Below are 25,388 nucleotides of genomic sequence, written 5' to 3'. Positions count from 1 at the left end.
GACTGGCTCTTCGTGGACAAAGGCTCGCTGACACGGCGCCTCACCGCGCTGGCGGAAGGCGCCTTCAGTGTGATGCCGCTCGACGAAGGCTGGCAGCGGCTGCGCGATGACGAGTGTGCCGCGCTGGGTATAGCCGAGGGGAGCCAGGGTTGGGTTCGCGAGGTCTATCTGCGCGGGCATGAAGAGCCTTGGGTATTCGCTCGCAGCGTCGCCGCTCGCAGCGCGCTGGAGCAGTCCGGACTGGACCTCCTGCACCTGGGCAGCCGCTCGCTGGGCGAACTGCTATTCACCGATCCAGCGTTCAGCCGCGGCCCGCTGCAGGCTCGCCAATACCCCGAAAGCTGGCTGCCGCAGGATGTTCACCAAGCCCGGCTCTGGGCGCGTCGCTCCTGTTTCAGCCAGGGTGACCTGCGCGTATTGGTCGCCGAGGTCTTTCTGCCCGCCCTGTGGCGAGCCGCACGGATTGTGACCTGAGCCCGGCACAGACTGCCCCTTACCCGCCCACCGATCGGAGACCGCCGTGTATCAGAAGCTTCTGCAATCGAGCAATCGCCTCCACCCGCGCGCCTGGGATTTCATTCAGCTGATGCGCCTGGATCGCCCGATCGGCACCTATCTGCTGCTATGGCCAACGCTGTGGGCCCTGTGGATCGCTGGCGAGGGCTCGCCCAGCGTCAAGAACGTGGTGATTTTCGTGCTCGGCGTCGTGCTGATGCGCGCCGCCGGCTGCGTGATCAACGACTTCGCCGATCGCAACTTCGACGGCCATGTCAGCCGCACCAAGGGCCGTCCGCTGGCCACCGGGAAGATCAGCCCCAAGGAAGCCTGGATCCTCTTCGCTATCCTCGTTGCACTGAGCTTCGGCCTGGTGCTGCTGACCAATGCGGCGACCATCTGGCTGTCGTTTGGCGCGCTCGGCGTCGCCGCCCTCTACCCCTTCATGAAGCGCTACACCTACTACCCGCAGGTGGTGCTAGGCGCGGCGTTCTCCTGGGGCATGCCGATGGCCTTTACCGCCGAACGCGGTGAGCTGCCGCCCGAAGCCTGGCTGTTGTTTATCGCCAATGTGGTCTGGACGGTGGGCTACGACACCTACTATGCGATGGCCGACCGCGAGGACGATCTGAAGATCGGCATCAAATCGACCGCCATCCTATTCGGCGAAGCCGACCGGGTGATTATTGCCACCCTTCAGGGCCTCGCCTTGTTCTGCCTGATCCTGGCTGGCGTGCGTTTCGAGCTGGGGCAATGGTTCCACCTCGGGCTAACGATCGCCGCGGCCTGCTTCGCCTGGGAGTTCTGGAAAACTCGCTCGCGCAAGCCGCAGGCCTGCTTCAAGGCCTTTCTGCACAACCACTGGGCCGGGCTGGCGATCCTCGTCGGGATCATCCTCGACTATGCGACGAAGGCGAGCTAGAGCAGCCCTCGCCTGCGGCCACTGAGACGGCGAAACGCTTTTCTGTCACATCCCTGCAATATTTCCGTTATCTAATGCCGAGCGACAAGAAACGGACCGAGAGCGGACATGAACGGCAAATGCATACTGATCGTCGATGACGAAGCACCGATCCGCGAGATGATCGTGGTGGCGCTGGAAATGGCCGGCTACGAATGCCTCGAAGCGGAAAACACCCAGCAGGCCCACGCGCTGATCGTCGACCGTCAACCCGACCTGATCCTGCTCGACTGGATGCTGCCCGGCACCTCCGGCATCGAGCTGGCCCGACGCCTCAAGCGCGACGAAATGACGGCCAATACGCCCATCATCATGCTCACCGCCAAGGATGCCGAGGACAACAAGATCCAGGGTCTGGAGGTGGGTGCCGACGACTACATCACCAAGCCGTTCTCGCCCCGTGAACTGGTCGCGCGCCTGAAAGCGGTGCTGCGCCGCGCCGCGCCCAGCGACAACGAAACGCCGATCGAGATCGGGGGTCTGTTGCTCGACCCCATCAGCCACCGCGTCACCATCGACGGCACGCCAGCCGACATGGGCCCGACCGAGTATCGTCTGCTGCAGTTTTTCATGACCCACCAGGAGCGCGCCTACACCCGCGGGCAGTTGCTCGACCAGGTCTGGGGCGGCAACGTGTATGTTGAGGAGCGCACCGTGGACGTGCATATTCGGCGCCTGCGCAAGGCGCTCGGCGAAACCTACGAAAACCTGGTGCAGACCGTGCGCGGCACCGGTTATCGCTTTTCCACCAAGAGCTGAACGAAACCGCCTGCGACCGGGTGAAACGCTGCAGCATCAGGCAGCCGTTCACTCAGGTCCGAGCCGCCGAGCCTGTGCCGGCGTTTCACAGCGTCATTTCCGGCCGACCCCAAGCTGCCTCAAGGAGCGTTAGCGGTGAACCAAGACTGGCAAGGCGCGCTGGTGCGCCAGCTGCTTCTGCTGTTAGCCGGCTGCCTGCTGGTCGGCTTGATCACCGGCGAGTACGCCTGGGCGCTGGTTGCAGGCCTGACCGGCTATCTCGGCTGGACCCTGCATCAGATGCGACGCCTGCAGCAGTGGCTCAAACGCAGCCAGCCGGACGAGCCGCCGCCGGACGGCCATGGCCCCTGGGGAGACATCTTCGACAATCTCTATCAGATGCAGCGCCGCGACCTACGCCAGCGCGGGCAGCTGCAGTCAGTGATCGACCGGGTCCAAGGCTCGACCGCGGCGCTGAAGGATGCCGTGATCATGCTCGACAGCGACGGCAACCTTGAATGGTGGAACCCCGCCGCCGAGCGCCTGCTGGGCCTGAAGAAGCCGCAGGATACCGGCCACCCGGTAACCAACCTGGTACGCCATCCAAGCTTCAAGGAATATTTCGACAGCGGCCGCCACGAAGAGCCGCTGGAGCTGTCTTCGCCGGTCAACGATCGACTCTGGCTACAAGTCACCATCACCCGCTACGGCAACAGCGAACACCTGATGGTGGTGCGCGATATCACCCGGCTCCACCTGCTGGAGCAGATGCGCAAAGACTTCGTAGCCAACGTATCCCACGAGCTGCGCACACCGCTGACGGTTATCGCCGGGTATCTGGAGACGATGATCGAGCACACCGACGAGATGCCAGCACGCTGGCCACGCGCGCTGAACCAGATGAATCAACAGGCTGGGCGCATGCAACACCTGCTCAACGACCTGCTATTACTGGCGAAACTGGAAGCCACCAGCCCGCCAACCAACACCCAGTCGGTGGCCGTCGCCACCCTGCTGCAATCGATCAAGGGTGACGCTCAGGCGCTGTCCGCCGAGCGCAACCATGTCATCAGCCTCGAAGCCGATCCCACCCTGCTGCTCAAGGGCAGCGAGGCCGAACTGCGCAGCGCGTTCTCCAACCTGATCTTCAACGCGGTGAAATACACCCCGGACGGTGGTGAAATTCGAATTCGATGGTGGTGCAACGAACATGGCGCACATCTCGCGGTGCAGGATTCGGGAATCGGTATCGAATCCAAGCATCTGCCGCGCCTGACCGAGCGGTTCTATCGGGTCGATTCGAGTCGCGCCAGCAATACCGGTGGTACCGGATTGGGCCTGGCCATCGTCAAGCATGTGTTGCTGCGCCATCAGGGCCGCCTGGACGTCAACAGCACACCGAACAAGGGCAGCATTTTCACCTGCCACTTCCCACTGACCCAAGCCACCGTTCGCTAAGCACCGTCCATCAGCTGCGACCGGCGTTACCGCTGGCGCCTTGAAATAACCGGGAGCCGGCCCCATCCTTGAGGCCGTCTTCGACTACCTGACACATCAATGGACCCTTCCCCCAGTTTCGCAAGCAGCTACGCCGCCTCCTCCTACTTCGCCGATTTCGGCCTGATCCTTTTCGCTCTGTTTCTGGTTCTGCTCAACGGCTTCTTCGTCGCCGCCGAGTTCGCCATGGTCAAGCTGCGCGCCACCAAGGTCGAGGCGATTGCCAAGCAGCACGGCTGGCGCGGGCATATCCTGCGCAAGGTGCACAGCCAGCTGGACGCCTACCTGTCGGCCTGCCAGCTAGGTATCACCCTGGCTTCGCTGGGCCTTGGCTGGGTTGGTGAACCGGCCTTCGCCCATCTGCTCGAGCCGCTACTGGCTGCGGTCGGCATCCAATCGCAAGCCGTCGTGCATGGCATTGCCTTCTTCACGGCGTTCTTCATCATTTCCTATCTGCACATCGTCGTCGGCGAGCTGGCACCCAAGTCTTGGGCGATCCGCAAACCCGAGCTGCTGTCGCTGTGGACGGCCGTGCCGCTGTACCTGTTCTACTGGGCCATGTACCCGGCGATCTACCTGCTCAATGCCAGTGCCAACGCCATTTTGCGCGTGGCCGGCCAGGGGGAGCCGGGGGGGCACCACGAACATCACTACAGCCGCGACGAGCTGAAGCTGATCCTTCACTCGAACCGCGCGCTGGACCCGGCCAATCAGGACATCAAGGTGCTGGCGTCCGCGGTGGAAATGAGCGAACTGGAAGTGGCCGACTGGGCCAACTCGCGTGAAGACCTGCTGCAGTTGGAGCACGACGCGTCGCTGGCGGAGATCCTCGAAGTGATCCGCCGACACAAATACAGCCGCTACCCGGTGTTCGATAGCACGCAGGGCGATTACATCGGCCTGCTGCATATCAAGGACCTGCTATTGGCGCTGGCCGGCGATGAGCAACTGGCGCAGCGCTTCGAACTTGCAGCTCTCTTGCGTCCGCTGGAACGGGTATCCCGGCACCTGCCGCTGAACGCACTGCTGGACCAGTTCCGCCAGGGCGGCGCGCATTTCGTGCTGGTGGAAGAAGGCGATCACAAGGTGGTCGGCTTCCTGACCATGGAGGACGTGCTCGAAGTGCTGGTCGGTGACATCCAGGACGAGCACCGCAAGACAGAGCGCGGCATCCTCGCCTATCAGCCCGGCAAACTGCTGGTCCGCGGCGACACGCCGCTGTTCAAGGTCGAAAGGCTGCTGGACGTCGATCTTGACCACATCGAGGCCGATACGCTGGCTGGCCTGATCTACGAAACCCTGAAGCGAGTGCCGGAGGAAAACGAAGTGCTATACATCGAGGGTCTGCAGATCGTTATCAAGAAGATGCGTGGCCCGAAGATTGTGCTGGCCAAGGTATTGAAAAGCTAGCCAGGTGACAGACCGCAGAAGGCACCCTTGAGGTGCCTTTTTATTTTCCGATATCACCCGTCCGGCTAGTGGCTTCTAGTCAATCTCCGCCGACAGCGAAATTCGGCAGGCTATTGACCGGCTGGGAGAAGTCGAAGGGAATCGATTCGATCGCCAGCCCAACGTTGCGCTGCACCACGAAATGCAAGTGCGGGCCGGTGCTGTTGCCGGTATTGCCGGAGCGCGCAATGCGGGCTCCCGTTTCGACACGCTGACCCTCACGCACACCGACCGAGCCCTTCATCAGATGCAGATAAACGCCCATGGTGCCGTCGTCGTGGAGGATCCGCACGTAGTTGCCGGAGGGGTTGTTACCGCGCCCGCTCTGGCTGTTTTCGATCTTGACCACCATACCGCCGCGCGCCGCGATGATCGGCGTGCCCTCGGGCATGGCGATGTCGGCCGCATAACGGCCCTTCGGGGTGAAATGGCTATATTTGCCGTTGGCGCCTTGGGTCAGACGGAACGGGCCGCCGCGCCAGGGCAGCGGATACTTGTAGGGTTTGGGTAGCAGGCGCGGATCGCCGAGGGCGTGGCGCAGCTTGGGGGTGTATTTCAGTGGTTGGGTCGGGTCCAGCGGGGCCAGCGTCGCCAGGCGAATCTGGCTGCGCGGGGGCAGCACCCAGCGGATCGGCTTGTCCGGCGCGCCGACGGCGTTCTTCACACCGGTCAGTTTGAGCTCGATGTCCACCGGCGCAAACAGGTCATTGCGCACCAGCAGGGTCTCGCCGGCGGCATGCTTGCGGGTTTCCAGCTTTACCTGGGTGTCGAGCTTCTCGACCATGCGATCGTTGAAGGTGAATACCCGCGCGCCCGGCGCGGCCTGGTCGCTGTAGGTGACCACGCCGTTGGCGTCGGTGTATTTGTAGATGGTCAGGGCCGAGGCGGACGAGGCCAGCCAGAACAACCCGAAACTAAGAATGATGCGCCCCAACATAACGGCAGACTTCATGTGGTTATGTGTTCAGAGCGATGCAGACTAGCAGCGCAACGGGGCATGCGCGAGCCACCGACTGTCGGGCTGTGAAATCGTTCCCTCGATACGCCTCTTTTCGGATGAACGGCCCATTGCGCCATCCACCTGAATCGTTATGGAGCCGGGTCAGGCACCCGGCACGAAATGCCGCTGCGCGGTGCCGCGGGCAATCAGCCGCGATAGATAGTCGAGTTTTTGTGGGTCGCGGTCAACGAAACGGAAGGTCAGCTGCAGCCATTCACTGTCCGGCTTCGGCTCCAATGCCGCCACGGCATGCAGGTAGCCGTTCAGACGAGCCACTTCGCCGCCCTCCCCCTGCTCTAGATCGAGTACCGCGCTTTCCAGCACCTGCGGCAGGTTCTCGCTGCGCTTGACTACCAGCAGGCCCTCCTTGAGGCTCAACGCCTTTATCACGCAGGGAAGCGTCCCGCTCGGCAGGCGCAGTTGGCCCTGGCCGCGGCCTCCATTGGCCGCCGTCGGTTTGGCGGCGCCCGGCTGAACCGACGGCGCAGCGAATCCGGGTGCCGGCGATGCGACCGGTGCAGCGGACGCGGGCTTGATCACGTCGGCCTTACCACCGGTCAATGCGGCCAGCGAGTCATTGGCCATCCCGGTGTTCGTTGGCCGAGCCGGCGCGCTGGCGGCCAGCGCATCGAGCTTGCCGGCGCGGCCCAGCGCCTTGCGCACCTTGGTGGTCAGCTGTTCGTTGGAGAACGGTTTGCCGATGAAATCGGAAACACCGGACTGGATCGCCTGGACCACGTTCTCCTTGTCGCCACGGCTGGTGACCATGATGAACGGTGTGGTCTTGAGCTTTTCGTGTGCACGACACCAGGTGAGCAGCTCGAGCCCGGACATCTCGGGCATTTCCCAGTCACAGAGAATCAGATCGAAGCTTTCGCGATCGAGCATTTGCTGGGCCTTGCGGCCGTTCACCGCATCTTCGATGCGGATACCGGGGAAATGGCTACGCAACCCCTTCTTCACCAGATCCCGGATAAAGGGCGCGTCATCCACCACCAGCACACTGACCTTGCTCATCTATTGCTCCTGCCTGAATGGCCGTCAGCATAGCGTTAGCGGCCGGATGAACAAAGCACAGCCGACCAACGTGGCACTATGCCCTCGTGTGCCCATCAGCCGCCATTCGCCCGTCGCTCGCGACCGGAAGGGACGTTCGACTGACTCAGGTTTCATGTGTTGGACAAAGCAGCCTTGCCAGCAGCTCGACACGACGCACACGGAAAACGCCGCGCCCATTTGCTTTCCTGCTTACCCTTAACGGGAGCGTCAAGCTCGCGCACTGCGCCGAACAAGCAGCCGAGGCCGCTCGGTTCCTCCGAATTGGCCAGTTGCGTCTGGCCGATCCCCTGCTACGTTTAGTGCTGAACAATAACTAGAAAAACCCTATGCCAGGCCGAATGAGCACAACACCGGACCCCCTCGACCCTCAGTGCGCGCCCGGCACGACGCCAAACCATTTCTTTCGGTACCACCCCGATTGCCGCCACCCCCATTTTCCGCGACCGATGGATCTCGTCGATCGCGCTCTGAACCGTTACCGCAGCGCCAACCGGCGCCAGATCGTTGATGGTCGGCAGCCCTGTCTGCCGCTCCCCGTTACCACCGCACCGTCCAGTGTGGCAGCCCAGCGTGGGCCGTCGTGTAAGCGGTCAACCCCTGCAAGGAGATAGGCGATGATGAAGCTTCTGGCAATTGCAACGGCAACATTGAGCGCCGCGGCGGCGATACCCGCGACGGCTGCCGAGATATCCGATGGCAAGGTAAAAATCGGCATTCTCAACGACCAATCCGGCGTCTACGCCGACTTTGGCGGCAAGTGGTCTTACGAAGCGGCGAAGATGGCGGCCGAGGACTTCGGTGGAAAAGTGCAAGGCGTCCCTATCGAGATCGTGACCGCCGACCACCAGAACAAGCCTGACATCGCTTCCAACATTGCCCGTCAGTGGTACGACCGCGAGCAGGTCGACTCCATCATGGAACTGACCACTTCTTCCGTAGCGCTCGCGGTCCAAGGTATTTCCAAGGAAAAGAAGAAGATCGATCTGGTGACCGGTGCAGCGACAGTGGAGCTGACCGGCAAGCAGTGCTCGCCCTACGGCTTCCATTGGGCCTATGACACCCATGCACTGGCGGTCGGCACCGGTGGCGCGCTAGTGTCTCAAGGCGGTAACAGCTGGTACTTCCTCACCGCCGATTACGCCTTCGGTTATTCGCTGGAAGAGCAGACCAGCGAGTTCGTCAAAGCCAAGGGCGGCGAAATCAAGGGCGCTGTGCGCCACCCGCTGGCAACCAACGATTACTCCTCATTCCTGCTACAGGCGCAGTCGTCCGGCGCCCAGGTCATCGGACTGGCCAACGCCGGGCTGGATACCGCCAATGCCATCAAACAGGCCGCTGAATTCGGCATTGTCGCCAGTGGTCAGCGTCTGGCGGCGTTGCTCTTCACCCTCTCGGAAGTTCATGGTCTTGGCCTGGAAGCCGCGCAGGGGCTGACCCTCACCGAAAGCTTCTACTGGGATCGCGACGAGCAGTCCCGCGAATTCGGCAAACGCTTCTTCGAACGCACCGGGCGGATGCCCAACATGGTCCACGCCGCCACCTATTCGGGCGTGATGCAGTACCTCAAGGCGATCGACAAGGTCGGCACAGATGAAACCGAAGCGGTGGCCAAGGCCATGCACGAGATGCCGGTGGACGACCTTTTCGCCCGCAACGGCAAGGTCGGCGCCAATGGCCGTCTGATCAGCGACGTGTACCTGATGGAAGTGAAGAAACCCGACGAAAGCAAGCAGCCCTGGGACTACTACAAGGTGCTCGCCACGGTTCCGGGCGACGAGGCCTACATCAAGCCAGCCGAGAGCGGCTGCGACCTGGCCAAGCAATAGCATGGCGACCATCAGTGGCAGCATCGCCGGGGACGCCGCGGCGTCCCCGGCCACTGGCGATCAGCCGCGCGTCGTCCTTTCGGCGCGTGGGCTGCGCCGCGATTTCGGCGGTTTCGTGGCGGTGAACAATGTCGACCTGGACGTACACCACGCCCGGGTCTATGCGCTGATCGGACCTAACGGCGCCGGCAAGACGACGGTGTTCAACCTCCTGACTAAATTTCTGCAACCGTCGAGCGGCACCATTCGCCTGCTCGGTCATGACATCACCCGCACCGACCCGGCCAAGGTGGCGCGTATGGGACTGGTGCGCTCTTTTCAGATATCTGCAGTGTTTCCGCACCTGAGCGTGCTGGAGAACGTCCGCGTGGCGCTGCAACGGCCCGGCGGACTGGCGACCCAGTTCTGGTTGCCGCTGCGCTCGCTGAACCGGCTGAACGAGCGGGCCATGGCGCTGATCGAGTCGGTCGGCCTGCAGGATGCGTACAAAAGTCCGGCGGCGGATCTTTCCTACGGCCGCAAGCGGGTGCTGGAAATCGCCACCACCTTGGCGCTGGAGCCGAACGTATTGCTGCTCGACGAACCGATGGCCGGCATGGGTCACGAAGACGTGCACATCGTGTCCGACCTGATCCGCGAGGTCGCCCGTGATCGAGCCGTGCTGATGGTCGAACACAACTTGAAAGTCGTCGCCGATCTCTGCGATCAGGTCACCGTGCTGCAGCGTGGGGAAATTCTCACCTCTGGAGACTACCGCAGCGTAAGTCAGGACCCACGTGTACGCGAAGCCTATATGGGGACGGAAGATGAATGACGCCACCCCGCTGCTGAGCGTTCGCGAGCTGAACGCCTGGTACGGCGAAAGCCACGCCTTGCACGGCATCGATCTGGATGTCCATCAGGGCGAGACGGTTACCTTGCTCGGCCGCAACGGGGTCGGCAAGACCACCGCGTTGCGCTCGATCATGGGCATCATCCGCAAACGGACCGGAACCATCCACTTCGATGGCCATGACATGATGCGTGTACCGCTGCACCGAGCCGCCCACACCGGGATGGGATTCGTGCCGGAGGAACGCGGTATCTTCGCCACCCTGACGGTGGACGAAAACCTCAACCTGCCGCCGATCATCGCCAAGGGTGGCATGTCCACCGCCGAGATCTACGAGCTGTTCCCCAACCTCAAGGAGCGTCGTAACAGCGCTGGAACCAAACTGTCCGGCGGTGAGCAACAGATGCTGGCAATCGCACGCATACTGCGCACCGGGGCAAAGCTGCTGTTGCTCGACGAACCCACCGAGGGGCTGGCGCCGGTGATCGTACAGCGCATCGGGGACGTACTGCTGACGCTCAAGCAACGCGGCATGACCATCCTGCTGGTGGAGCAAAACTTCCGCTTCGCCAGTAAAGTCGCCGACCGCTTCTACCTCGTCGACCACGGGCGGATCGTCGACAGCTTCCATGTCAGCGAGCTGTCGGATCGCATGACCATACTCAACGAAACCCTGGGGGTCTGATGACGGAGATCTTCGGCGTACCTATTCAGGCTTTTCTCGGGCAGCTGCTGATCGGCCTGATCAACGGCTCCTTTTACGCCATGCTCAGCCTGGGCCTGGCGATTATTTTTGGCCTGCTCAAGGTGATCAACTTCGCCCACGGCGCGCAATACATGATGGGCGCCTTCGCCGGCTACCTTCTGTTGGCGGTGCTCGGCATCGGCTACTGGCCGGCGCTGATCCTGGCGCCGCTGATCGTCGGCCTCGCCGGCGCGGCCGTCGAGCGGCTGGCGCTGTCTCGGCTGTACAACCTCGATCACCTCTACGGCCTGCTGTTCACGTTCGGCCTGGCCCTCGCGCTGGAAGGTGCCTTCCGCTATTACTACGGCTCGTCCGGACAACCCTATGCGGTACCGAGCCTGCTGTCGGGTGGCTACAACCTGGGCTTCATGTTTCTACCGAAATACCGTGCCTGGGTCGTGCTGGCGTCACTGTTGATCTGCTTGAGCACCTGGCTGCTGATCGAAAAGACCAAACTCGGTTCGTACCTGCGCGCCGCCACCGAGAATCCCACACTGGTGCGCACCTTCGGCATCAACGTACCCCTGCTGCTGACCTTCACCTACGGGCTGGGCGCCGGCCTGGCGGGGCTGGCGGGAATACTCGCGGCGCCGATCTATCAGGTCAGTCCGCTGATGGGTTCGAACCTGATCATCGTCGTGTTCGCCGTGGTGGTGGTCGGAGGAATGGGCTCCATTCTGGGAGCGATCATCACCGGCTACATGCTCGGCATTCTCGAGGGGCTGACCAAAGTGTTCTACCCCGAGGCATCCAATATCGTGATCTTCGTGGTCATGGCGATTGTGCTGCTCGTGCGCCCTGCGGGCTTGATGGGAAGGGATGGCTGACATGCAGCAAACGACCGCAATTTCCGCAGCAAAGCGAAAGCGCTGGAATGCAGAGACGATCCTGATCCTCATCGGTGTTCTCGGCCTCATCCTCGCGCCCCTGCATTTCTATCCCGTGTTTCTGATGAAGGTGATGTGCTTCGCGCTATTCGCCTGCGCGTTCAACCTGCTGCTGGGCTACACCGGTATCCTCTCGTTCGGGCACGCCGCGTTCTTCGGTGGCGGCGCCTATTTCACCGCGCACGCGGTCAAGGAATGGGGGCTGACGCCGGAGTTGGGCATTCTCGTTGGGGTGGTCGGCGCCGCCTTCTTGGGGCTGGTGATCGGCTTCCTGGCGATCCGCAGGCAAGGCATCTACTCGACGATGATCACCCTGGCGCTGTCGCAGATGTTCTTCTTTTTCTGCCTGCAGGCACCTTTCACCCATGGCGAGGACGGCATTCAGGGCATTCCACGTGGTCACCTGTTCGGCCTGATCGATTTGAAAGAGCCGCTGAACATGTACTTCTTCGTGTTGACGGTGTTCCTGCTCGGCATGCTGGCGATCTGGCGAATCATCAACTCGCCTTACGGCATGATCCTCAAATCGATTCGCGAGAACGAAAACCGGGCGATTTCCCTCGGCTACACGGTGTCGCGCTACAAGCTCGGCGCCTTCGTCATGTCGGCGACCCTGGCGGGGCTGGCTGGCGGGCTCAAAGCTCTGGTGTTCCAGTTCGCGACCCTCACGGACGTCAGCTGGCAGATGTCCGGCGAGGTGGTGTTGATGACGCTGCTCGGCGGAATCGGCACCCTAGTAGGCCCTGTGTTCGGCGCGGCGCTGGTGACCACACTGGGCAATTATTTTGCGACCTCGGAGCTGCCCGTCACCCTGGTGACAGGGATCATCTTCATGGTCTGCGTACTGATCTTCCGCCGCGGCATCATCGGCGAGCTTTATGCCTCACGCCTGGGCCGCAAGATCGAGCGCTCGCGCGACGATTGAATCGCTTCAGGCCTGGCGTTCCAGGTACTCGTGCAATTCGACGAACTGCTGGGTCAACTTGTGCCGCGGATCGAAGTGAATCAACGGTGTGCAGACTTGGTGCGACTCGCGCATCCGCACCGAGCTCATCAGGTGCACCGGCAACACCGGCAGCCCCTCGGCCAGCAGCTCGTCGATGATCTGCTGCGGGAGCGCCGCTCTCGGCTGGAACTGATTGACCACGATGCCTTCGACCATCAGTCCCTCGTTGTGGTCCTCCTGCAACTCCTCGATTTCGTCGAGCAGGCTGTACAGTGCCTGGCGGGAAAAGCTGTCGCAGTCGAAAGGAATCAAGCAGCGATCGGCACCAATCAGCGCCGAGACGGTAAAGAAGTTCAGCGCCGGTGGCGTGTCCAGATAGATGCGCTCGTATTCTTCGGAAAGGCTTTCCAGCAGCTTTCGCAGCTTATTGATCTTGTGCTTGGCTTCGAGCTTGGGTTGCAGATCGGCCAGTTCCGCCGTCGCAGTGATCAGGTGCAGGTTTTCGAATGGCGTCTCGGTGATCGGCGGCCGTGCTTTCTTGCCGGACGCGCCGCCCGCCAGCACTTGTTTGAAATAGTCGGCGATGCCAGTGGGCAACGCCTCTCCCGTCAGGCCTGACAGGTAGTGGCTGGAGTTGGCCTGCGCATCAAGATCGATCAGCAGCGTGCGATAACCCTGCGCCGCGCTCACCGCCGCCAGGTTGCAGGCAATGCTGGACTTCCCGACGCCGCCTTTCTGATTGAATACGACCCTGCGCATGCCAAACCCTCGAAACCCTGAACGGTCGAGTCTATACGGCAAATGTGACAGTCGGGTTACCCGCAGGGACAAACCCGACCAAAGCCGCATTCAGACGGCGACAGGAGCCTTGATGTGCGGATGTGCTTCGTAGCCCACCAGCTCGAAGTCCTCGAAGCGGAAAGCGAACAGATCTTTTACCGCCGGGTTGAGCTTCATCGTCGGCAGTGGCAGCGGTTCGCGGGTCAGCTGCAGATCGGCCTGTTCCAGATGGTTGGCGTATAGATGGCAGTCGCCGCCGCTCCAGATGAAGTCACCCGGCTGCAGATCGCAGACCTGAGCGACCATCAGCGTCAGCAGCGCATAGCTGGCAATATTGAAGGGGACGCCAAGGAATATATCCGCCGAGCGCTGATACAGCTGGCAGCTGAGCTTGCCCTCGGCAACGTAGAACTGGAACAGTGCGTGGCACGGCGGCAGTGCCATCTGATCGACCAATGCCGGGTTCCAGGCCGACACCATCAGCCGGCGTGAGTCCGGCTTGCTCTTGATCATCTCTACCAGCTTGGCGATTTGGTCCACCGACTCCCCATTGGGGGCCGGCCAGTTGCGCCACTGGTAGCCGTAGACCGGGCCGAGCTCGCCGTTCTCGTCGGCCCACTCGTCCCAGATCCGCACGCCGTTTTCCTGCAGGTACTTGATATTGGTGTCGCCCTGGAGGAACCACAGCAGCTCATGAATGATGGATTTGAGGTGGCACTTCTTGGTGGTCACCAGCGGGAAGCCGTCAGCCAGGTCGAAGCGCATCTGGTAGCCGAACACGCTGTAGGTGCCGGTGCCGGTGCGGTCGCTCTTGAAGGTTCCGTTCTCGCGCACGTGGCGCATCAGGTCGAGATACTGTTTCATCGATGGGCTCGAAGCGGGCGCCGAGGCGCGGTGACAAGGAAGCAGGACATAGTAAAAGGCGGCGTCCGGCTTGTCGCGCACTAGGCGACAAGCCGGATGGCTCCGATCAGGCCGGCGCCTTGGCCGTCTCGTGACGATAGCCCCAGGCGATCATGCCGAGGCCGAGCAGCACCATGGGTACGCAGAGCAACTGCCCCATGGTCAACCAGCCAAACGCCAGGTAGCCGAGTTGGGCATCGGGGACTCGCACGAATTCGACGATGAAGCGGAAGATCCCATAGCAGACGGCGAACAGGCCGGACACCGCCATGGTCGGTCGCGGCTTGCTGGAATAAATCCAGAGGATAACGAACAACGCCACCCCTTCCAGCGCGAACTGATAGAGCTGCGACGGATGCCGCGCCAGCTGCTGCGGGTCGGTCGGAAATACCATCGCCCAAGGCACATCAGTCGCCTTGCCCCAGAGCTCGGCATTAATGAAATTGCCGATACGTCCGGCGCCCAATCCGATCGGAACGAAGGGCGCGATAAAGTCCATCAACTCAAAAAACTTCTTGTCGTTGCGGCGGGCGAATATCCAGGTGCACAGCAGCACGCCGAGCAGCCCTCCATGGAACGACATGCCACCCTTCCATACTTGAAAGATCAGTGTCGGATCGTTGAGGTAGGACGACAAATCGTAGAACAGCACGTAGCCCAGCCGCCCACCGACGATCACGCCCATGGCGACCCAGAACACCAGATCGGAGAGCTTGTCCTTGTCCCAGCTGGGTTCGAAGCGCTGCAGCCGGCGCGACGCCAGCAGCCAGGCGCCACCGATGCCGATGAGATACATCAGGCCATACCAGTGGATTTGTAGTGGGCCTAGCGAAACGGCCACAGGGTCTATCTGCGGGTAAGGCAGCATCCGGGTTTCCTCAGATCAAAAAGTTGATACCAACGCTGAGCAGTAACAGTGCAAACAGGCGCCGAAGCATAAGGGCCGACAGCCGATGTGCCAGCTGGGCACCGATGCGAGCGGAGAACATGCTGGTAAGGGCAATGCCCAGCACCGCCGGCAAATAAACGAAGCCCAGACTCCATTCCGGCAGATGCGCATCCTGCCAGCCGACCATCACAAAACTCAACGCGCCGACAATGGCGATCGGCATACCACAAGCCGCTGACGTCGCAACCGCTTGCTGAATGGGCACGCTGCGCCAACTGAGAAAGGGTACTGTCAGGGAACCGCCGCCAATACCGAAGATCGCCGAAGCCCAGCCAACCACGATGCCCGCCAGCGTGAGGCCTGGCTTGCCGGGCACGCCGCGGCTGGCCTTGGGCTGCAGTGGAAAGGCCATCTGGATCGCCATGGCGATGGCGAACACACCGATGATCTTCTGCAACATAGGCCCCTGGATCGCGGCCGCGGTGAGACTTCCCAATGCCGCGCCGAGCAGGATCCCGACCGTCATCCACAGCACTACAGGCCAGCGCACCGCGCTCCGGCGGTGATGGGCCCTGACCGAATTCAGCGAGGTAAAGATAATGGTGGCCAGCGACGTACCCACGGCCAGATGGGTCAGCACCAGCGGATCGAAGCCTTGCAGGGTGAAGCTGAAGACCAGCACCGGAACGATGATCATCCCACCGCCCACGCCAAATAGCCCGGCCAGCACACCGGCAAATCCGCCGAGAAGCAGATAAAGCACAAACTCCATCAGGCCACCCTGGAAAACAAAGCGGCATGGTAGCGGAAAAGCTGGAAGCTGGAAGCTGGAAGCTGGAAGCTGGAAGCTGGAAGCTGGAAGAGGTTGCCGAGCCAGGGTGCTTGGCTTCAAGCTTTCGGCTTCGAGCTTCCAGCTGAACATACCTATGTGCCTGATCGTTTTCGCCTGGCGCCCAAACCAGGCGCTGCCACTGATCGTCGCTGCCAACCGCGATGAGTTCCATGCACGTCCCAGCCTGCCGTTAGCTGTCTGGGAAGACGCGCCCCACGTCATTGCCGGACGTGACCTGCAGGCCGGCGGCACCTGGATGGGGATCGGAGCTGCCGGTCGCTTCGCCGCGCTGACCAATATTCGCGCACCGGGCGCACCGCTCGGGGCTCGCTCTCGGGGCGAGCTGCCCGAGCGTTATCTGCGAGGCCAGCTGTCTCCCCAGGCGTATCTGACGGAGCTGACAGGTCGCCTGCAGCAGTATTCAGGCTTCAATCTGCTGGTCGGCGATACGCGCGAATTGTGGTATCTCAACTCGGCCATGGGTGCACCGGAACAGCTCCTGCCCGGAATCTACGGTTTGTCCAATGCGGCTCTGGACACGCCATGGCCGAAACTCGTGCGCGCACGCTCAGCACTGCAAGAATGTCTGTGCACACCGGAAGCGGAAAAGCTGCTACAGCTACTGAGCGATCCACAGCCCGCTGCGGACGCCGAACTGCCCAGCACCGGCGTGCCATATGAGTGGGAAAAGCGGCTATCGAGCGTGTTTATCGCCAGCGCCGAGTACGGAACCCGTGCCAGTACCGTCCTGATCCGCCGCGCAGATGGCTCGACGGAGCTCATCGAGCGCTGCTTCGGCCCTGCTGGCCGGTTGGGGGAGAGTCGCATCAACCTGCCGCCGCTCAGCCAGGTGAGCGGTCCGATGCACGTTTGATTCGTCTCTAGAGCGCCGCCGAAGGATTGACCATGCGGTCCAGACCGAGGTTACGCAAGGTCAGTTGCACCGTGGCATGAATCACCTGCGGGCTGTCCATCACCATCACCTTGGCCAGCAGTTCACGCGCCGTCGCCGAGCTGATCTGGCGTAGCATCCACTTCACCTTCGGCAGGTTGGTGGCGTTCATTGACAGGCTGTCGAAGCCCATCGCCAGCAGCAGGATGGCCGCGCCCGGATCACCGGCCATCTCGCCGCAGATACTCACCGGCTTGCCTTCCTCATGGGCCTCGCGAACGATGCGCTGCAGCGCCTCGAGTACGGCTGGGTGCAGGTAATCGTAGAGATCGGCCACGCGTGGGTTGTTGCGATCGACCGCCAGCAAATACTGGGTCAGGTCGTTCGAGCCGACCGAAATGAAATCCACCTGACGTGCCAGCTCCCGGGTCAGGTAGACCGCCGCCGGGACTTCGATCATCACGCCCACCGGGGGCATTTCGACGTCGGTGCCCTCGTCCCGCACCTCGCCCCAGGCGCGATGGATCAAGTGCAGCGCCTCTTCCAGTTCGCGGGTGCCGGAAATCATCGGCAGCAGGATGCGCAGGTTGTCGAGCCCGGCGCTGGCCTTGAGCATGGCGCGGGTTTGCAACAGGAAAATCTCGGGGTGGTCCAGGGTGACGCGGATGCCGCGCCAGCCGAGGAAGGGGTTCTCTTCCTTGATCGGGAAGTACGGCAGACTCTTGTCTCCGCCGATGTCGAGGCTACGCATGGTCACCGGCAGCGGGTGGAAGGCCTGCAGCTGTTCGCGATAGATCGCCATTTGCTCCTTCTCGCTGGGAAAGCGCTCCTTGATCATGAAGGGCACTTCGGTGCGATACAGGCCCACGCCTTCGGCACCGCGTTCCTGCGCCCGTACCACATCGGCCAGCAACCCGGTATTGACCCACAACGGAATGCGCACACCGTCGGTGGTTTCGCAAGGCAGCTCACGCAGGATGTCCAAGCCTTCGGAGAGCTGGCGTTCCTGCTCGGCCAGGACCAGGTATTGCTCGCGCAGCACCTTGGCCGGGTTGGTGATGATCTCGCCGCGCGTGCCGTCGATGATCATCTCGATGCCATCGACCTTCGAGTAAGGCAGATCGACCGCACCCATCACCGTGGGAATACCCATAGCGCGGGCCAGGATCGCCACATGCGAGTTGCTCGAACCGAGCACCGAAACCATGCCCATCAATTTGCCTTCGGGCACTTCGCCGAGCATCGCCGGAGACAACTCTTCGCTGACCAGAATGGTGTTATCCGGATAGGTCAACGTCTGCTGGCGGGCCTGTTGCAGATAGCCGAGCAGGCGGCGGCCGATGTCCTTGACGTCAGAGGCACGCTCACGCAGATAGGCGTCGTCCATCATTTCGAAGCGGCCAACATGGTCGCTGACCACCTGGCGCAAGGCACCCTGCGCCCACTGGCCGGTGCGGATCACCTTGGAGACCTCGCCGCCGAGGGCGGAGTCGTCGAGCATCATCAGGTAGACATCGAACAGTGCGCGTTCTTCCTTGCGCATCTGCGTGGCGAGCTTCTCCGACAATGCGCGCATGTCGGCACGCACGGCTTCGAGCGCCGCTTCGAACAGTTCGAGTTCGGCCGAGATGTTCGTGATGGTCTTGTCCGGCACCACATCCAGGTCGGCAGGTGGCAGCACGACTACCGCAGTACCCACGGCAGCGCCGGGCGCACCGGGGATTCCGATGAAGCGGGTTTCCTGAATGCCTTTGCCCTGCCGGCCGAGGCCGCGTATCGAACCCGTCGCCTCTGCATGGGCGATGACGCCAGCGAGCTGCGCGCTCATGGTCACGAGGAAGGCTTCTTCGCCCTCGTCGAACAGGCGTTGCTCTCGCTGCTGAATGACCAGAACGCCCATCACCCGCCGATGGTGAATGATCGGCGCACCGAGGAAGGACGCGTAGCGCTCTTCACCCGTTTCAGCGAAATATCGGTAACGTGGGTGTTCGGAAGCGTGCTCGAGGTTGAGCGGTTCCTCCCGCGTGCCGACTAGACCGACCAGGCCCTCGTTGGGCGCCATGCTGACTTTGCCGATGGCCTTCTTGTTCAGGCCTTCGGTAGCCATCAGGACAAATCGGCCGGATTCCGGATCGAGCAGGTAGACCGAGCAAACATGGCTGGCCATGGCCTCCCGGACTCTCAGCACGATGATGCCCAAGGCCGCCTTGAGGTCCTTGGCGGCGTTTACTTCCTGGACAATCTTGCGCAGCGTGCCGAGCATGCTCAGGGGCTTTCTCCCGTCAGTCCCGCGCCAATAGGCGCGGGGCGAGTTCTTTTAAGGCGCGACGATAAACCTCGCGTTTGAAGGTGACGACCTGACCCAGTGGGTACCAGTAACTGACCCAGCGCCAGCCATCGAACTCGGGCTTGCCGGTGAGATCCATGCGTACTCGGTCCTCGGTGCCGGTCAGGCGCAACAGAAACCACTTCTGCTTCTGCCCGATGCACAGCGGCTGACTATGGGTCCGTACCAGCCGCTGCGGCAGACGATAGCGCAACCAGCCCCGGGTGCAGGCGAGGATCTTCACATCCTGCTGCTCCAGCCCTACCTCCTCGTTGAGTTCACGGTAAAGCGCTTCTTCCGGTGTCTCGCGCGGATTGATGCCGCCCTGCGGGAATTGCCAGGCGTCCTGATTAATCCGTCGAGCCCATAGTACTTGCCCGGCATCATTGGTCAGGATGATGCCGACGTTGGGGCGAAAACCATCGGAGTCGATCACGGCATACAACCTCGCAAACGCATGTCGCGGCATTGTTCCACAAAAAGGCGAAAAGCAGAAAGCACGCTGCACCGCCGTTGATCAACCGGTTCCAGACTGCGGTTTGGTGCCTTGAGGGTGCCATGCACCGGGCAATCCCGCTATGCTTCGCGTCCCTTTTATCGCTCCGAGGAACGCGGCGTGCGCCTGGCTCTATTCGATCTCGACAACACCTTGTTGGCCGGTGACAGCGACCATGCCTGGGGTGAATTCCTCTGCCAACGCGACCTGGTCGACGCCACCGATTACAGGGCGCGTAACGATGCCTTCTATCAGGACTACCTCGCGGGCACGCTGGATGTCGAGGCCTACCAGAATTTCTGCCAGGAACTGCTCGGTCGCAGCGAGATGGCACAGCTGGAGCAATGGCACGGCGAATTCATGCGCGACTTCATTGAGCCCATCGTGCTAGCCAAGGGCGAGGCACTGGTGCGCCAGCACCATGAAGCCGGCGACCGCGTGGTGATCATCACGGCGACCAACCGCTTCATTACCGGACCTATTGCTGCGCGACTGGGCGTGGACACGCTGCTCGCCACGGAGTGCGAGATGCTAGACGGCCGCTACACCGGTCGTCTCACCGATGTGCCCTGCTTTCAGGAGGGCAAGGTCACGCGCATCGAACGTTGGCTGAAGGAGACCGGACAGAGCCTGGAGGGCAGCTATTTCTACAGCGACTCGCGCAATGACCTGCCGCTGCTCGAGCGGGTCAGTCATCCGGTTGCGGTCGATCCAGACCCGATTCTGCGCGAAATCGCCCAACAGCGTGGTTGGGAGGTCATCAGCCTGCGCTGATCGAGGAGGCTCCATGATCGGCTCAGACACAAGGAAACCGGGCATGCAGCCCGTGGTGATGGTGTCGCTGGCCACGGCTCTCAGCCTGCTGGGCGACTCGATGCTCTACATCGCTCTGCCCCTGCACTGGCAGGAAGCAGGGCTGGACTCGTTGTGGCAGGTCGGCGCGCTGCTGGCGATCAATCGCCTGGTTCGTCTGCCCATCAATCCGCTGATCGGGCTGCTCTACCAGCGAATCTCGTTGCGTACCGGCCTACTGCTCGCCGTTCTGCTCGGCGCCATCAGCACCTGCGGCTACGGTTGGGCCCAGGGTTTCGTCGCCTGGCTGCTGTTACGCGCACTCTGGGGCGTCGCCTGGTCGTTGTTTCGCATCGGCGGGCTGACCGCCGTGGTGCGCTGCGCCGAACCTTGCGGTCAGGGTCATGCGATCGGGCTATACAACGGCCTGTATCGTCTGGGCAGCCTGTTCGGCATGCTGCTGGGCGGCTTGCTGGTGGCGTTCATCGGGCTGCCGGCCCTGGCCTGGGCCTTTGGCCTGCTGTCATTGCTGGGGCTGCCGCTGCTGCTGTTCGGCTTTAACCTGCCCGCCGCGGTCGATGTGCAGCCACGGACGACCGAGACATCCGGCAGCCGCTTCGGCAGCCGCGGGCGTAGTTGGCCGGTGATGTTCACCGGACTCGTGATCGCCCTGCTCATACAAGGCATCTTCGCCTCGACGCTGAGCGCGCTGATCGGCCATTACCAAGGCGTGGAACTGGAACTGTTCGGCCTGCTGCTCAGCGCCACCGCGGCGGCCGGCGTTCTGCAAGCGCTGCGCTGGGCCTGGGAGCCCTGGCTGGCTCGCCGGATAGGACGCTGGTCGGACAAGCCGCAGCGACGCCTGCCGTTGCTGGTCGGCGCCCTTCTGTTGGGAGCAGCCAGCTTCGCGCCGATGGCACTGAGCCTGCCACTGTCCCTATGGTTGCTGGTGGCGCTACTGGCCTTGCTGGCCGCTACGGCGTTGACCACGCTCGGCGATGCGCTCGCCGCCGAGACCGCCAGCCGCCTCGATGCGGTGCGCTTCATGACCCGCTATTCCATCGGCCAGGACCTCGGTGCCGCCTGCGGTCCACTACTGGCGTACATTCTGTTCAGCCTGACCGGCGGCTTTGGCTGGCTCTACGCAAGCGGCAGCCTGCTGTTCGCCTTGCTCGCGGGGTATTGGTGGTATCGCTCGACTACCGGAGAGGCTGCCTGATCGCCCTGCGTCCCCGGATCAGACAGGCTTGGCGCCCATCAGCCCCATGATCGCGACGAGTATCAGCAGAATCAGCCCGGCGTAGACCAGCGCGAAGCGCGGCAGCTTGACCGGTGCCGGTGTATCACCCAGGCCTTGCCAGGCACGCAAACGTCCTCCGAGCAGCAACGCGAGGGGCACCATGATCAGGAACAGGATCGAGCTGGCCAGCAGCCAGAGCTGCCCAAGTGGGAAACCGGCGAGATGCACCAGCCACCAGCCCGTCAGCGGCAGCAGCAGCGCCAGGGCCGCCAACAGGGGCAGGGAAAACAGCCGCGTGCGTCGCAGCTTCTGCTGCAGCACGGCTGTATCGGCGCGGCGCCAGGCCTTCCACAGCATGGCGATGTGGGCGATCAGCCCGAGTGTCAGGAGAATCGCCAGCGCGGCGTGGGCGATATTCAACAGCTGATAGTGTTCCATTGTTCTCGCCAGTGCTCTGTTCGGTTAGTGGGTCGGCGCCTGTCTGGCTCCAGCGGCTACAGCCACACGGCGCTAGCCGAGGAACAGCTGGTAGGCCGGATTGTCCGTCTCGTCCCAGTAGCGATAGCCGATCTTGTCCAGCGCGGCCGGTAGCAGATGACGCTCCTCGGCCGGCACCTGCAAGCCGGCGACCACGCGGCCGTCGGCCGCGCCATGGTTGCGGTAATGGAACATCGAGATGTTCCAGCGCCCGCCCAGGTTGTTGAGGAAGTTGAACAGCGCCCCCGGCCGCTCCGGGAATTCGAAGCGAAACACCACTTCGTCACTGACGCCGGACGCATGCCCGCCGACCATATGACGGGTATGCAGCTTGGCCAGTTCGTTGTCGGTGAGGTCGAGCACCGGAAACCCCTTGGCCAGCAGACCTTCGACCAAGGCTGCACGCGGATCGTTTTCCGGATGGGTCTGCACGCCGACGAAGATATGCGCCTCGCGATTCTGGTGGTAACGGTAGTTGAACTCTGTGATCTGACGCTTGCCCAGCGCCTCGCAGAAGGCCTTGAAACTCCCCGGCTGCTCGGGGATGGTCACGGCAATGATCGCCTCGCGCTTCTCGCCCAGCTCGGCGCGTTCGGCGACATGACGCAGGCGGTCGAAATTGACGTTGGCGCCCGAATCGATGCCCACCAATACTTGATTCGCCACACCGTCACGTTCGACGTAGCGCTTGATCCCGGCCACCGCCAGCGCGCCGGCCGGCTCGGTGATCGAGCGGGTGTCATCGTAGATGTCCTTGATCGCCGCGCAGATCTCGTCGGTGCTGACAGTGATCACCTCATCGACATGGTGTCGGCAGATATCGAAGGTGTGCTGACCGATCTGCGCCACGGCCACGCCGTCGGCGAACAGTCCCACCTGCGGCAGCACCACACGTTCGCCGGCCGCCATGGCCTGTTGCAGGCAATTGGAATCGTCCGGTTCGACACCGATGACCTTGACCTCCGGGCGCAGGTATTTGATGTACGCGGCCACGCCCGCGATCAGGCCGCCGCCGCCCACCGGCACGAACACCGCATCGAGCCGGCCCTGGTGCTGACGGAGGATTTCCATCGCCACCGTGCCCTGCCCGGCGATCACGTGCGGATCGTCGTACGGGTGGATGTAGACGTAGCCTTTTTCTTCGACCAACTTCAGCGAATAGGCGAGCGCCTCGGGGAAGGCATCGCCCTGCAGCACGACCTTTCCGCCGCGGGCGCGTACGCCCTGCACCTTAAGCTCCGGCGTGGTGCGCGGCATGACGATGGTGGCCTTGATGCCCAGTTCGCGAGCCGCCAGCGCCAGGCCCTGGGCATGGTTGCCGGCCGAGGCGGTCACCACGCCACGCGCCAGCTCCTCGGGCGACAGCTGCGCCAGCTTGTTGTAGGCGCCGCGAATCTTGAACGAGAACACCGGCTGCAGATCCTCGCGCTTGAGCAGAATCTGATTGCCGAGTCGCTCGGAAAGCTGGCGCGCGGGCTGCAAGGGGGTTTCCACCGCGACGTCATAGACGCGCGAGGTGAGGATCTTCTTGACGTACTGTTCGAGCATCGTGGGCTATCTTGGCGGGCTTTGCGGGGCCATCGAGTCTACTCTGCGGAAAACCCGACGACCACCGGCAATCAGGACACAAAATACAGGTACAGCTCACTGCACAAGACCCGTCGTCGCGGCCCCGCTATAATTTCGCACCTCGATTCCTCTCCGCCCGGACCCTTACGCCATGACCCAGGACCAACTCAAGCAGGCCGTCGCCCAGGCCGCCGTCGACCTCATCGTCCCGCAGCTCAATGACCGCAGCATTGTCGGCGTCGGCACCGGCTCCACCGCCAACTACTTCATCGACCAGTTGGCCAAGCACAAGGGCGTCTTCGACGGCGCGGTGGCCAGTTCCGACGCCACGGCCGAACGCCTCAAAGGCCACGGCATTCCGGTGTATGACCTGAACACGGTGTCCGAGCTGGAGTTCTACGTCGATGGGGCCGACGAAACCAACAGCCATCTGGAGCTTATCAAGGGTGGTGGCGCGGCGCTGACCCGGGAGAAGATCGTCGCGGCAGTGGCCAAGACCTTCGTCTGCATCGCCGATGGCAGCAAGCTGGTCGATCGCCTCGGCGCCTTCCCACTGCCGGTGGAAGTCATTCCCATGGCGCGCAGCCATGTCGCTCGCGAGCTGGTCAAGCTGGGCGGCGATCCGGTCTATCGCGAAGGCGTGGTGACCGACAACGGCAACATCATCCTCGACGTGCATAACCTGGTGATCGGCTTCGCCCCGGATCTCGAAGCGCAGATCAACAACATCGTCGGCGTGGTCACCAACGGCCTGTTCGCGGCGCGCCCCGCCGATATTCTGCTACTCGGCACCAAGGATGGCGTACAGACGCTGAAGGCAGAGTAAGCAGGGGCAGCACGGCTAATCGCCCTTGCGGAACACGTAGAACAGATTCGGTTCGCTCACCAGATACAAGGTGCCGTCAGGCCCCATGGCAATGCCCTCGGCCTGCGGCACGTGTTTTTCAAGCCCGTGCTCGCCGGCCCTCAGCGACAGTGTGCTGATGGGTTCGCCGCGAGTATCCAGCTCGACGATCAAGCGCGACTCGTCCGACAGCGCCAGCAGGTGACCGGTCTGCTCGTCGTATTGCAGGCTGGAAAGGTCACGTACGAACAAACCGGCATCGCGCTCGGGATCCTCGCTGACGTGCACGGCCAGTGGCTGGCCATTTTCGGCATAGGGAAAGCCCTGGATCTCGTAGATGCGTACCGGGTCGCGCTCCTTGGCGACGAACAGCCGATTGCCGGCGACGTCATAAGCCAATCCCTCAAAGCCCTTGTTGCCGTTCTGCCCGATAGCGAGCGAAAACTGCTGGCTGGCCGCCGCGTCGATCCGCTCGGTGCGCTCGTCAACCTCCACGCGCAACAGGCGCTGCAGTCGCTCGTCACTGATTACATAGACGCCACGGGAGATATATTCGATCGCCTCCGGATCGCCGAATCCCGTCAGCGGAATGGCTCGCAACAGTTCCCCCTGAAGGCTGAGTTCGAGTAACTGTGGCGTGCCGTTGGTGATGGCGATCAGGCTGTCGCGGTCGGGATCGAAGGTCAGCGCCGACAGGTCGTCAGCGATACCCTCGACCTGCCGGGCCTGGATGACCGCCCGGTAGTCGGGGAGCCACAGTGAAGCCGCTTGGCGCGCATCGGCGTGGTACCACTGAGCAAGGTTGAACCAGGCACGCTCGAACGACTGGTAATGCAGGCCAGCCGCGATGACTACTAGCAGAGCGAGGCTGGCCAGCGCAGCCAGTATCTTGGAAGTACGACGCATGGAGCCA

The 25,388-nt window shown here is 62.5% G+C and carries 25 protein-coding genes; 14 read left to right on the top strand and 11 right to left on the bottom strand.

Annotation, left to right across the window (positions count from 1 at the left end; translation table 11 throughout):
• The 5 genes from UF78_RS01865 to UF78_RS01845 all read left to right on the top strand — a co-directional run.
• A partial coding sequence (locus tag UF78_RS01865; RefSeq protein ID WP_045160333.1) for a chorismate--pyruvate lyase family protein occupies window positions 1–474 on the top strand: 474 nt, incomplete at its 5' end.
• A 46-nt stretch (window positions 475–520) separates the two neighbouring features.
• Window positions 521–1,417, top strand: a complete 897-nt coding sequence (gene ubiA, locus UF78_RS01860; protein ID WP_045160332.1) for a 4-hydroxybenzoate octaprenyltransferase — start codon at window positions 521–523, stop codon at window positions 1,415–1,417.
• Window positions 1,418–1,525: 108 nt separating this feature from the next.
• Window positions 1,526–2,215 (top strand): phosphate regulon transcriptional regulator PhoB, encoded by a 690-nt coding sequence (gene phoB / locus UF78_RS01855; protein WP_045160331.1) that lies wholly within the window; start codon window positions 1,526–1,528, stop codon window positions 2,213–2,215.
• A 135-nt stretch (window positions 2,216–2,350) separates the two neighbouring features.
• Window positions 2,351–3,652, top strand: coding sequence for a phosphate regulon sensor histidine kinase PhoR (gene phoR, locus UF78_RS01850; RefSeq protein ID WP_045160330.1), 1,302 nt, complete (start codon window positions 2,351–2,353; stop codon window positions 3,650–3,652).
• Between the two features lie 99 nt (window positions 3,653–3,751).
• Window positions 3,752–5,101 (top strand): hemolysin family protein, encoded by a 1,350-nt coding sequence (locus UF78_RS01845; protein ID WP_045160329.1) that lies wholly within the window; start codon window positions 3,752–3,754, stop codon window positions 5,099–5,101.
• 79 nt (window positions 5,102–5,180) lie between these two features.
• Here UF78_RS01845 and UF78_RS01840 read toward each other — a convergent pair whose 3' ends face one another.
• Together UF78_RS01840 and UF78_RS01835 are read right to left on the bottom strand one after the other, a co-directional pair.
• Window positions 5,181–6,077, bottom strand: coding sequence for a peptidoglycan DD-metalloendopeptidase family protein (locus UF78_RS01840; protein ID WP_045160327.1), 897 nt, complete (start codon window positions 6,075–6,077; stop codon window positions 5,181–5,183).
• 165 nt (window positions 6,078–6,242) lie between these two features.
• Window positions 6,243–7,157: a response regulator gene (locus UF78_RS01835; protein ID WP_045160326.1), complete on the bottom strand. Its 915-nt coding sequence runs from the start codon at window positions 7,155–7,157 to the stop codon at window positions 6,243–6,245.
• A gap of 659 nt (window positions 7,158–7,816) precedes the next feature.
• On the opposite strand from UF78_RS01835, the gene UF78_RS01830 reads away from it, so the two are divergent.
• From UF78_RS01830 to UF78_RS01810, 5 genes are read left to right on the top strand one after another with little or no spacing between them, the layout of a single operon-like run.
• Window positions 7,817–9,025, top strand: coding sequence for an ABC transporter substrate-binding protein (locus UF78_RS01830; RefSeq protein ID WP_045160353.1), 1,209 nt, complete (start codon window positions 7,817–7,819; stop codon window positions 9,023–9,025).
• 1 nt (window position 9,026) lies between these two features.
• The gene (locus tag UF78_RS01825; protein ID WP_045160325.1) at window positions 9,027–9,839 is read left to right on the top strand and encodes an ABC transporter ATP-binding protein; all 813 of its coding nucleotides are present in this window, start codon (window positions 9,027–9,029) and stop codon (window positions 9,837–9,839) included.
• Window positions 9,832–10,542: an ABC transporter ATP-binding protein gene (locus UF78_RS01820; protein WP_045160324.1), complete on the top strand. Its 711-nt coding sequence runs from the start codon at window positions 9,832–9,834 to the stop codon at window positions 10,540–10,542. Before UF78_RS01825 ends, UF78_RS01820 begins: the two co-directional genes overlap by 8 nt.
• Window positions 10,542–11,429: a branched-chain amino acid ABC transporter permease gene (locus UF78_RS01815; protein WP_045160323.1), complete on the top strand. Its 888-nt coding sequence runs from the start codon at window positions 10,542–10,544 to the stop codon at window positions 11,427–11,429. Before UF78_RS01820 ends, UF78_RS01815 begins: the two co-directional genes overlap by 1 nt.
• Before the next feature lies 1 nt (window position 11,430).
• Window positions 11,431–12,414 (top strand): branched-chain amino acid ABC transporter permease, encoded by a 984-nt coding sequence (locus tag UF78_RS01810; protein WP_045160322.1) that lies wholly within the window; start codon window positions 11,431–11,433, stop codon window positions 12,412–12,414.
• 6 nt (window positions 12,415–12,420) lie between these two features.
• On the opposite strand, the gene UF78_RS01805 is transcribed toward UF78_RS01810, so the two are convergent.
• The 4 genes from UF78_RS01805 to UF78_RS01790 form a co-directional block, all read right to left on the bottom strand.
• Window positions 12,421–13,194 carry a ParA family protein gene (locus tag UF78_RS01805; protein ID WP_045160321.1) on the bottom strand — a complete coding sequence of 258 codons (774 nt, stop codon included), beginning with the start codon at window positions 13,192–13,194 and terminating at the stop codon, window positions 12,421–12,423.
• Between the two features lie 90 nt (window positions 13,195–13,284).
• Window positions 13,285–14,079, bottom strand: a complete 795-nt coding sequence (locus UF78_RS01800) for a thymidylate synthase (protein ID WP_045160320.1) — start codon at window positions 14,077–14,079, stop codon at window positions 13,285–13,287.
• Window positions 14,080–14,185: 106 nt separating this feature from the next.
• Window positions 14,186–14,986 (bottom strand): prolipoprotein diacylglyceryl transferase, encoded by an 801-nt coding sequence (gene lgt / locus UF78_RS01795; protein ID WP_045160319.1) that lies wholly within the window; start codon window positions 14,984–14,986, stop codon window positions 14,186–14,188.
• 10 nt (window positions 14,987–14,996) lie between these two features.
• On the bottom strand, window positions 14,997–15,779 hold the full coding sequence (locus UF78_RS01790) for a sulfite exporter TauE/SafE family protein (protein WP_045160352.1): 783 nt from the start codon (window positions 15,777–15,779) through the stop codon (window positions 14,997–14,999).
• 154 nt (window positions 15,780–15,933) lie between these two features.
• Between UF78_RS01790 and UF78_RS01785 the strand changes: the two genes are divergently transcribed.
• On the top strand, window positions 15,934–16,713 hold the full coding sequence (locus UF78_RS01785) for an NRDE family protein (RefSeq protein WP_045160318.1): 780 nt from the start codon (window positions 15,934–15,936) through the stop codon (window positions 16,711–16,713).
• Window positions 16,714–16,720: 7 nt separating this feature from the next.
• On the opposite strand, the gene ptsP is transcribed toward UF78_RS01785, so the two are convergent.
• Window positions 16,721–18,994: a phosphoenolpyruvate--protein phosphotransferase gene (gene ptsP / locus UF78_RS01780; protein ID WP_045160317.1), complete on the bottom strand. Its 2,274-nt coding sequence runs from the start codon at window positions 18,992–18,994 to the stop codon at window positions 16,721–16,723.
• 19 nt (window positions 18,995–19,013) lie between these two features.
• On the bottom strand, window positions 19,014–19,493 hold the full coding sequence (locus UF78_RS01775; protein WP_025240063.1) for an RNA pyrophosphohydrolase: 480 nt from the start codon (window positions 19,491–19,493) through the stop codon (window positions 19,014–19,016).
• 180 nt (window positions 19,494–19,673) lie between these two features.
• On the opposite strand from UF78_RS01775, the gene UF78_RS01770 reads away from it, so the two are divergent.
• Both UF78_RS01770 and UF78_RS01765 read left to right on the top strand, forming a co-directional pair.
• Window positions 19,674–20,327: an HAD family hydrolase gene (locus UF78_RS01770; protein WP_045160316.1), complete on the top strand. Its 654-nt coding sequence runs from the start codon at window positions 19,674–19,676 to the stop codon at window positions 20,325–20,327.
• Between the two features lie 43 nt (window positions 20,328–20,370).
• Window positions 20,371–21,564, top strand: a complete 1,194-nt coding sequence (locus UF78_RS01765) for an MFS transporter (RefSeq protein WP_045160315.1) — start codon at window positions 20,371–20,373, stop codon at window positions 21,562–21,564.
• A gap of 18 nt (window positions 21,565–21,582) precedes the next feature.
• On the opposite strand, the gene UF78_RS01760 is transcribed toward UF78_RS01765, so the two are convergent.
• Window positions 21,583–22,023 (bottom strand): DUF2269 family protein, encoded by a 441-nt coding sequence (locus UF78_RS01760; RefSeq protein WP_045160314.1) that lies wholly within the window; start codon window positions 22,021–22,023, stop codon window positions 21,583–21,585.
• Between the two features lie 72 nt (window positions 22,024–22,095).
• The gene (gene ilvA / locus UF78_RS01755; protein ID WP_045160313.1) at window positions 22,096–23,610 is read right to left on the bottom strand and encodes a threonine ammonia-lyase, biosynthetic; all 1,515 of its coding nucleotides are present in this window, start codon (window positions 23,608–23,610) and stop codon (window positions 22,096–22,098) included.
• 172 nt (window positions 23,611–23,782) lie between these two features.
• Between ilvA and rpiA the strand changes: the two genes are divergently transcribed.
• A complete protein-coding gene (gene rpiA, locus UF78_RS01750) occupies window positions 23,783–24,457 on the top strand; it encodes a ribose-5-phosphate isomerase RpiA (RefSeq protein WP_045160312.1) in 675 nt (224 codons plus the stop codon).
• A 15-nt stretch (window positions 24,458–24,472) separates the two neighbouring features.
• Here rpiA and UF78_RS01745 read toward each other — a convergent pair whose 3' ends face one another.
• A complete protein-coding gene (locus UF78_RS01745) occupies window positions 24,473–25,381 on the bottom strand; it encodes an SdiA-regulated domain-containing protein (RefSeq protein WP_045160311.1) in 909 nt (302 codons plus the stop codon).
• Window positions 25,382–25,388 lie beyond the last annotated feature (7 nt).

The sequence above is a fragment of the Stutzerimonas stutzeri genome (assembly GCF_000952685.1).
GTDB lineage: Bacteria > Pseudomonadota > Gammaproteobacteria > Pseudomonadales > Pseudomonadaceae > Stutzerimonas > Stutzerimonas stutzeri_E.
The sequence above is the reverse complement of the archived record's forward strand: the minus strand, read 5'-3'. Positions and strand labels throughout refer to the sequence as shown.

Coding starts and splice junctions, on each gene's coding strand:
- UF78_RS01820 (WP_045160324.1), top strand. CDS start 9,832: ATGAATGACGCCACCCCGCTGCTGAGCGTTCGCGAGCTGAACGCCTGG.
- phoB (WP_045160331.1), top strand. CDS start 1,526: ATGAACGGCAAATGCATACTGATCGTCGATGACGAAGCACCGATCCGC.
- UF78_RS01760 (WP_045160314.1), bottom strand. CDS start 22,023: ATGGAACACTATCAGCTGTTGAATATCGCCCACGCCGCGCTGGCGATT.
- rpiA (WP_045160312.1), top strand. CDS start 23,783: ATGACCCAGGACCAACTCAAGCAGGCCGTCGCCCAGGCCGCCGTCGAC.
- ilvA (WP_045160313.1), bottom strand. CDS start 23,610: ATGCTCGAACAGTACGTCAAGAAGATCCTCACCTCGCGCGTCTATGAC.
- lgt (WP_045160319.1), bottom strand. CDS start 14,986: ATGCTGCCTTACCCGCAGATAGACCCTGTGGCCGTTTCGCTAGGCCCA.
- UF78_RS01765 (WP_045160315.1), top strand. CDS start 20,371: ATGCAGCCCGTGGTGATGGTGTCGCTGGCCACGGCTCTCAGCCTGCTG.
- UF78_RS01810 (WP_045160322.1), top strand. CDS start 11,431: ATGCAGCAAACGACCGCAATTTCCGCAGCAAAGCGAAAGCGCTGGAAT.
- UF78_RS01825 (WP_045160325.1), top strand. CDS start 9,027: ATGGCGACCATCAGTGGCAGCATCGCCGGGGACGCCGCGGCGTCCCCG.
- UF78_RS01785 (WP_045160318.1), top strand. CDS start 15,934: ATGTGCCTGATCGTTTTCGCCTGGCGCCCAAACCAGGCGCTGCCACTG.
- UF78_RS01805 (WP_045160321.1), bottom strand. CDS start 13,194: ATGCGCAGGGTCGTATTCAATCAGAAAGGCGGCGTCGGGAAGTCCAGC.
- UF78_RS01800 (WP_045160320.1), bottom strand. CDS start 14,079: ATGAAACAGTATCTCGACCTGATGCGCCACGTGCGCGAGAACGGAACC.
- UF78_RS01815 (WP_045160323.1), top strand. CDS start 10,542: ATGACGGAGATCTTCGGCGTACCTATTCAGGCTTTTCTCGGGCAGCTG.
- ptsP (WP_045160317.1), bottom strand. CDS start 18,994: ATGCTCGGCACGCTGCGCAAGATTGTCCAGGAAGTAAACGCCGCCAAG.
- UF78_RS01830 (WP_045160353.1), top strand. CDS start 7,817: ATGAAGCTTCTGGCAATTGCAACGGCAACATTGAGCGCCGCGGCGGCG.
- UF78_RS01835 (WP_045160326.1), bottom strand. CDS start 7,157: ATGAGCAAGGTCAGTGTGCTGGTGGTGGATGACGCGCCCTTTATCCGG.
- UF78_RS01790 (WP_045160352.1), bottom strand. CDS start 15,779: ATGGAGTTTGTGCTTTATCTGCTTCTCGGCGGATTTGCCGGTGTGCTG.
- UF78_RS01745 (WP_045160311.1), bottom strand. CDS start 25,381: ATGCGTCGTACTTCCAAGATACTGGCTGCGCTGGCCAGCCTCGCTCTG.
- UF78_RS01840 (WP_045160327.1), bottom strand. CDS start 6,077: ATGTTGGGGCGCATCATTCTTAGTTTCGGGTTGTTCTGGCTGGCCTCG.
- UF78_RS01845 (WP_045160329.1), top strand. CDS start 3,752: ATGGACCCTTCCCCCAGTTTCGCAAGCAGCTACGCCGCCTCCTCCTAC.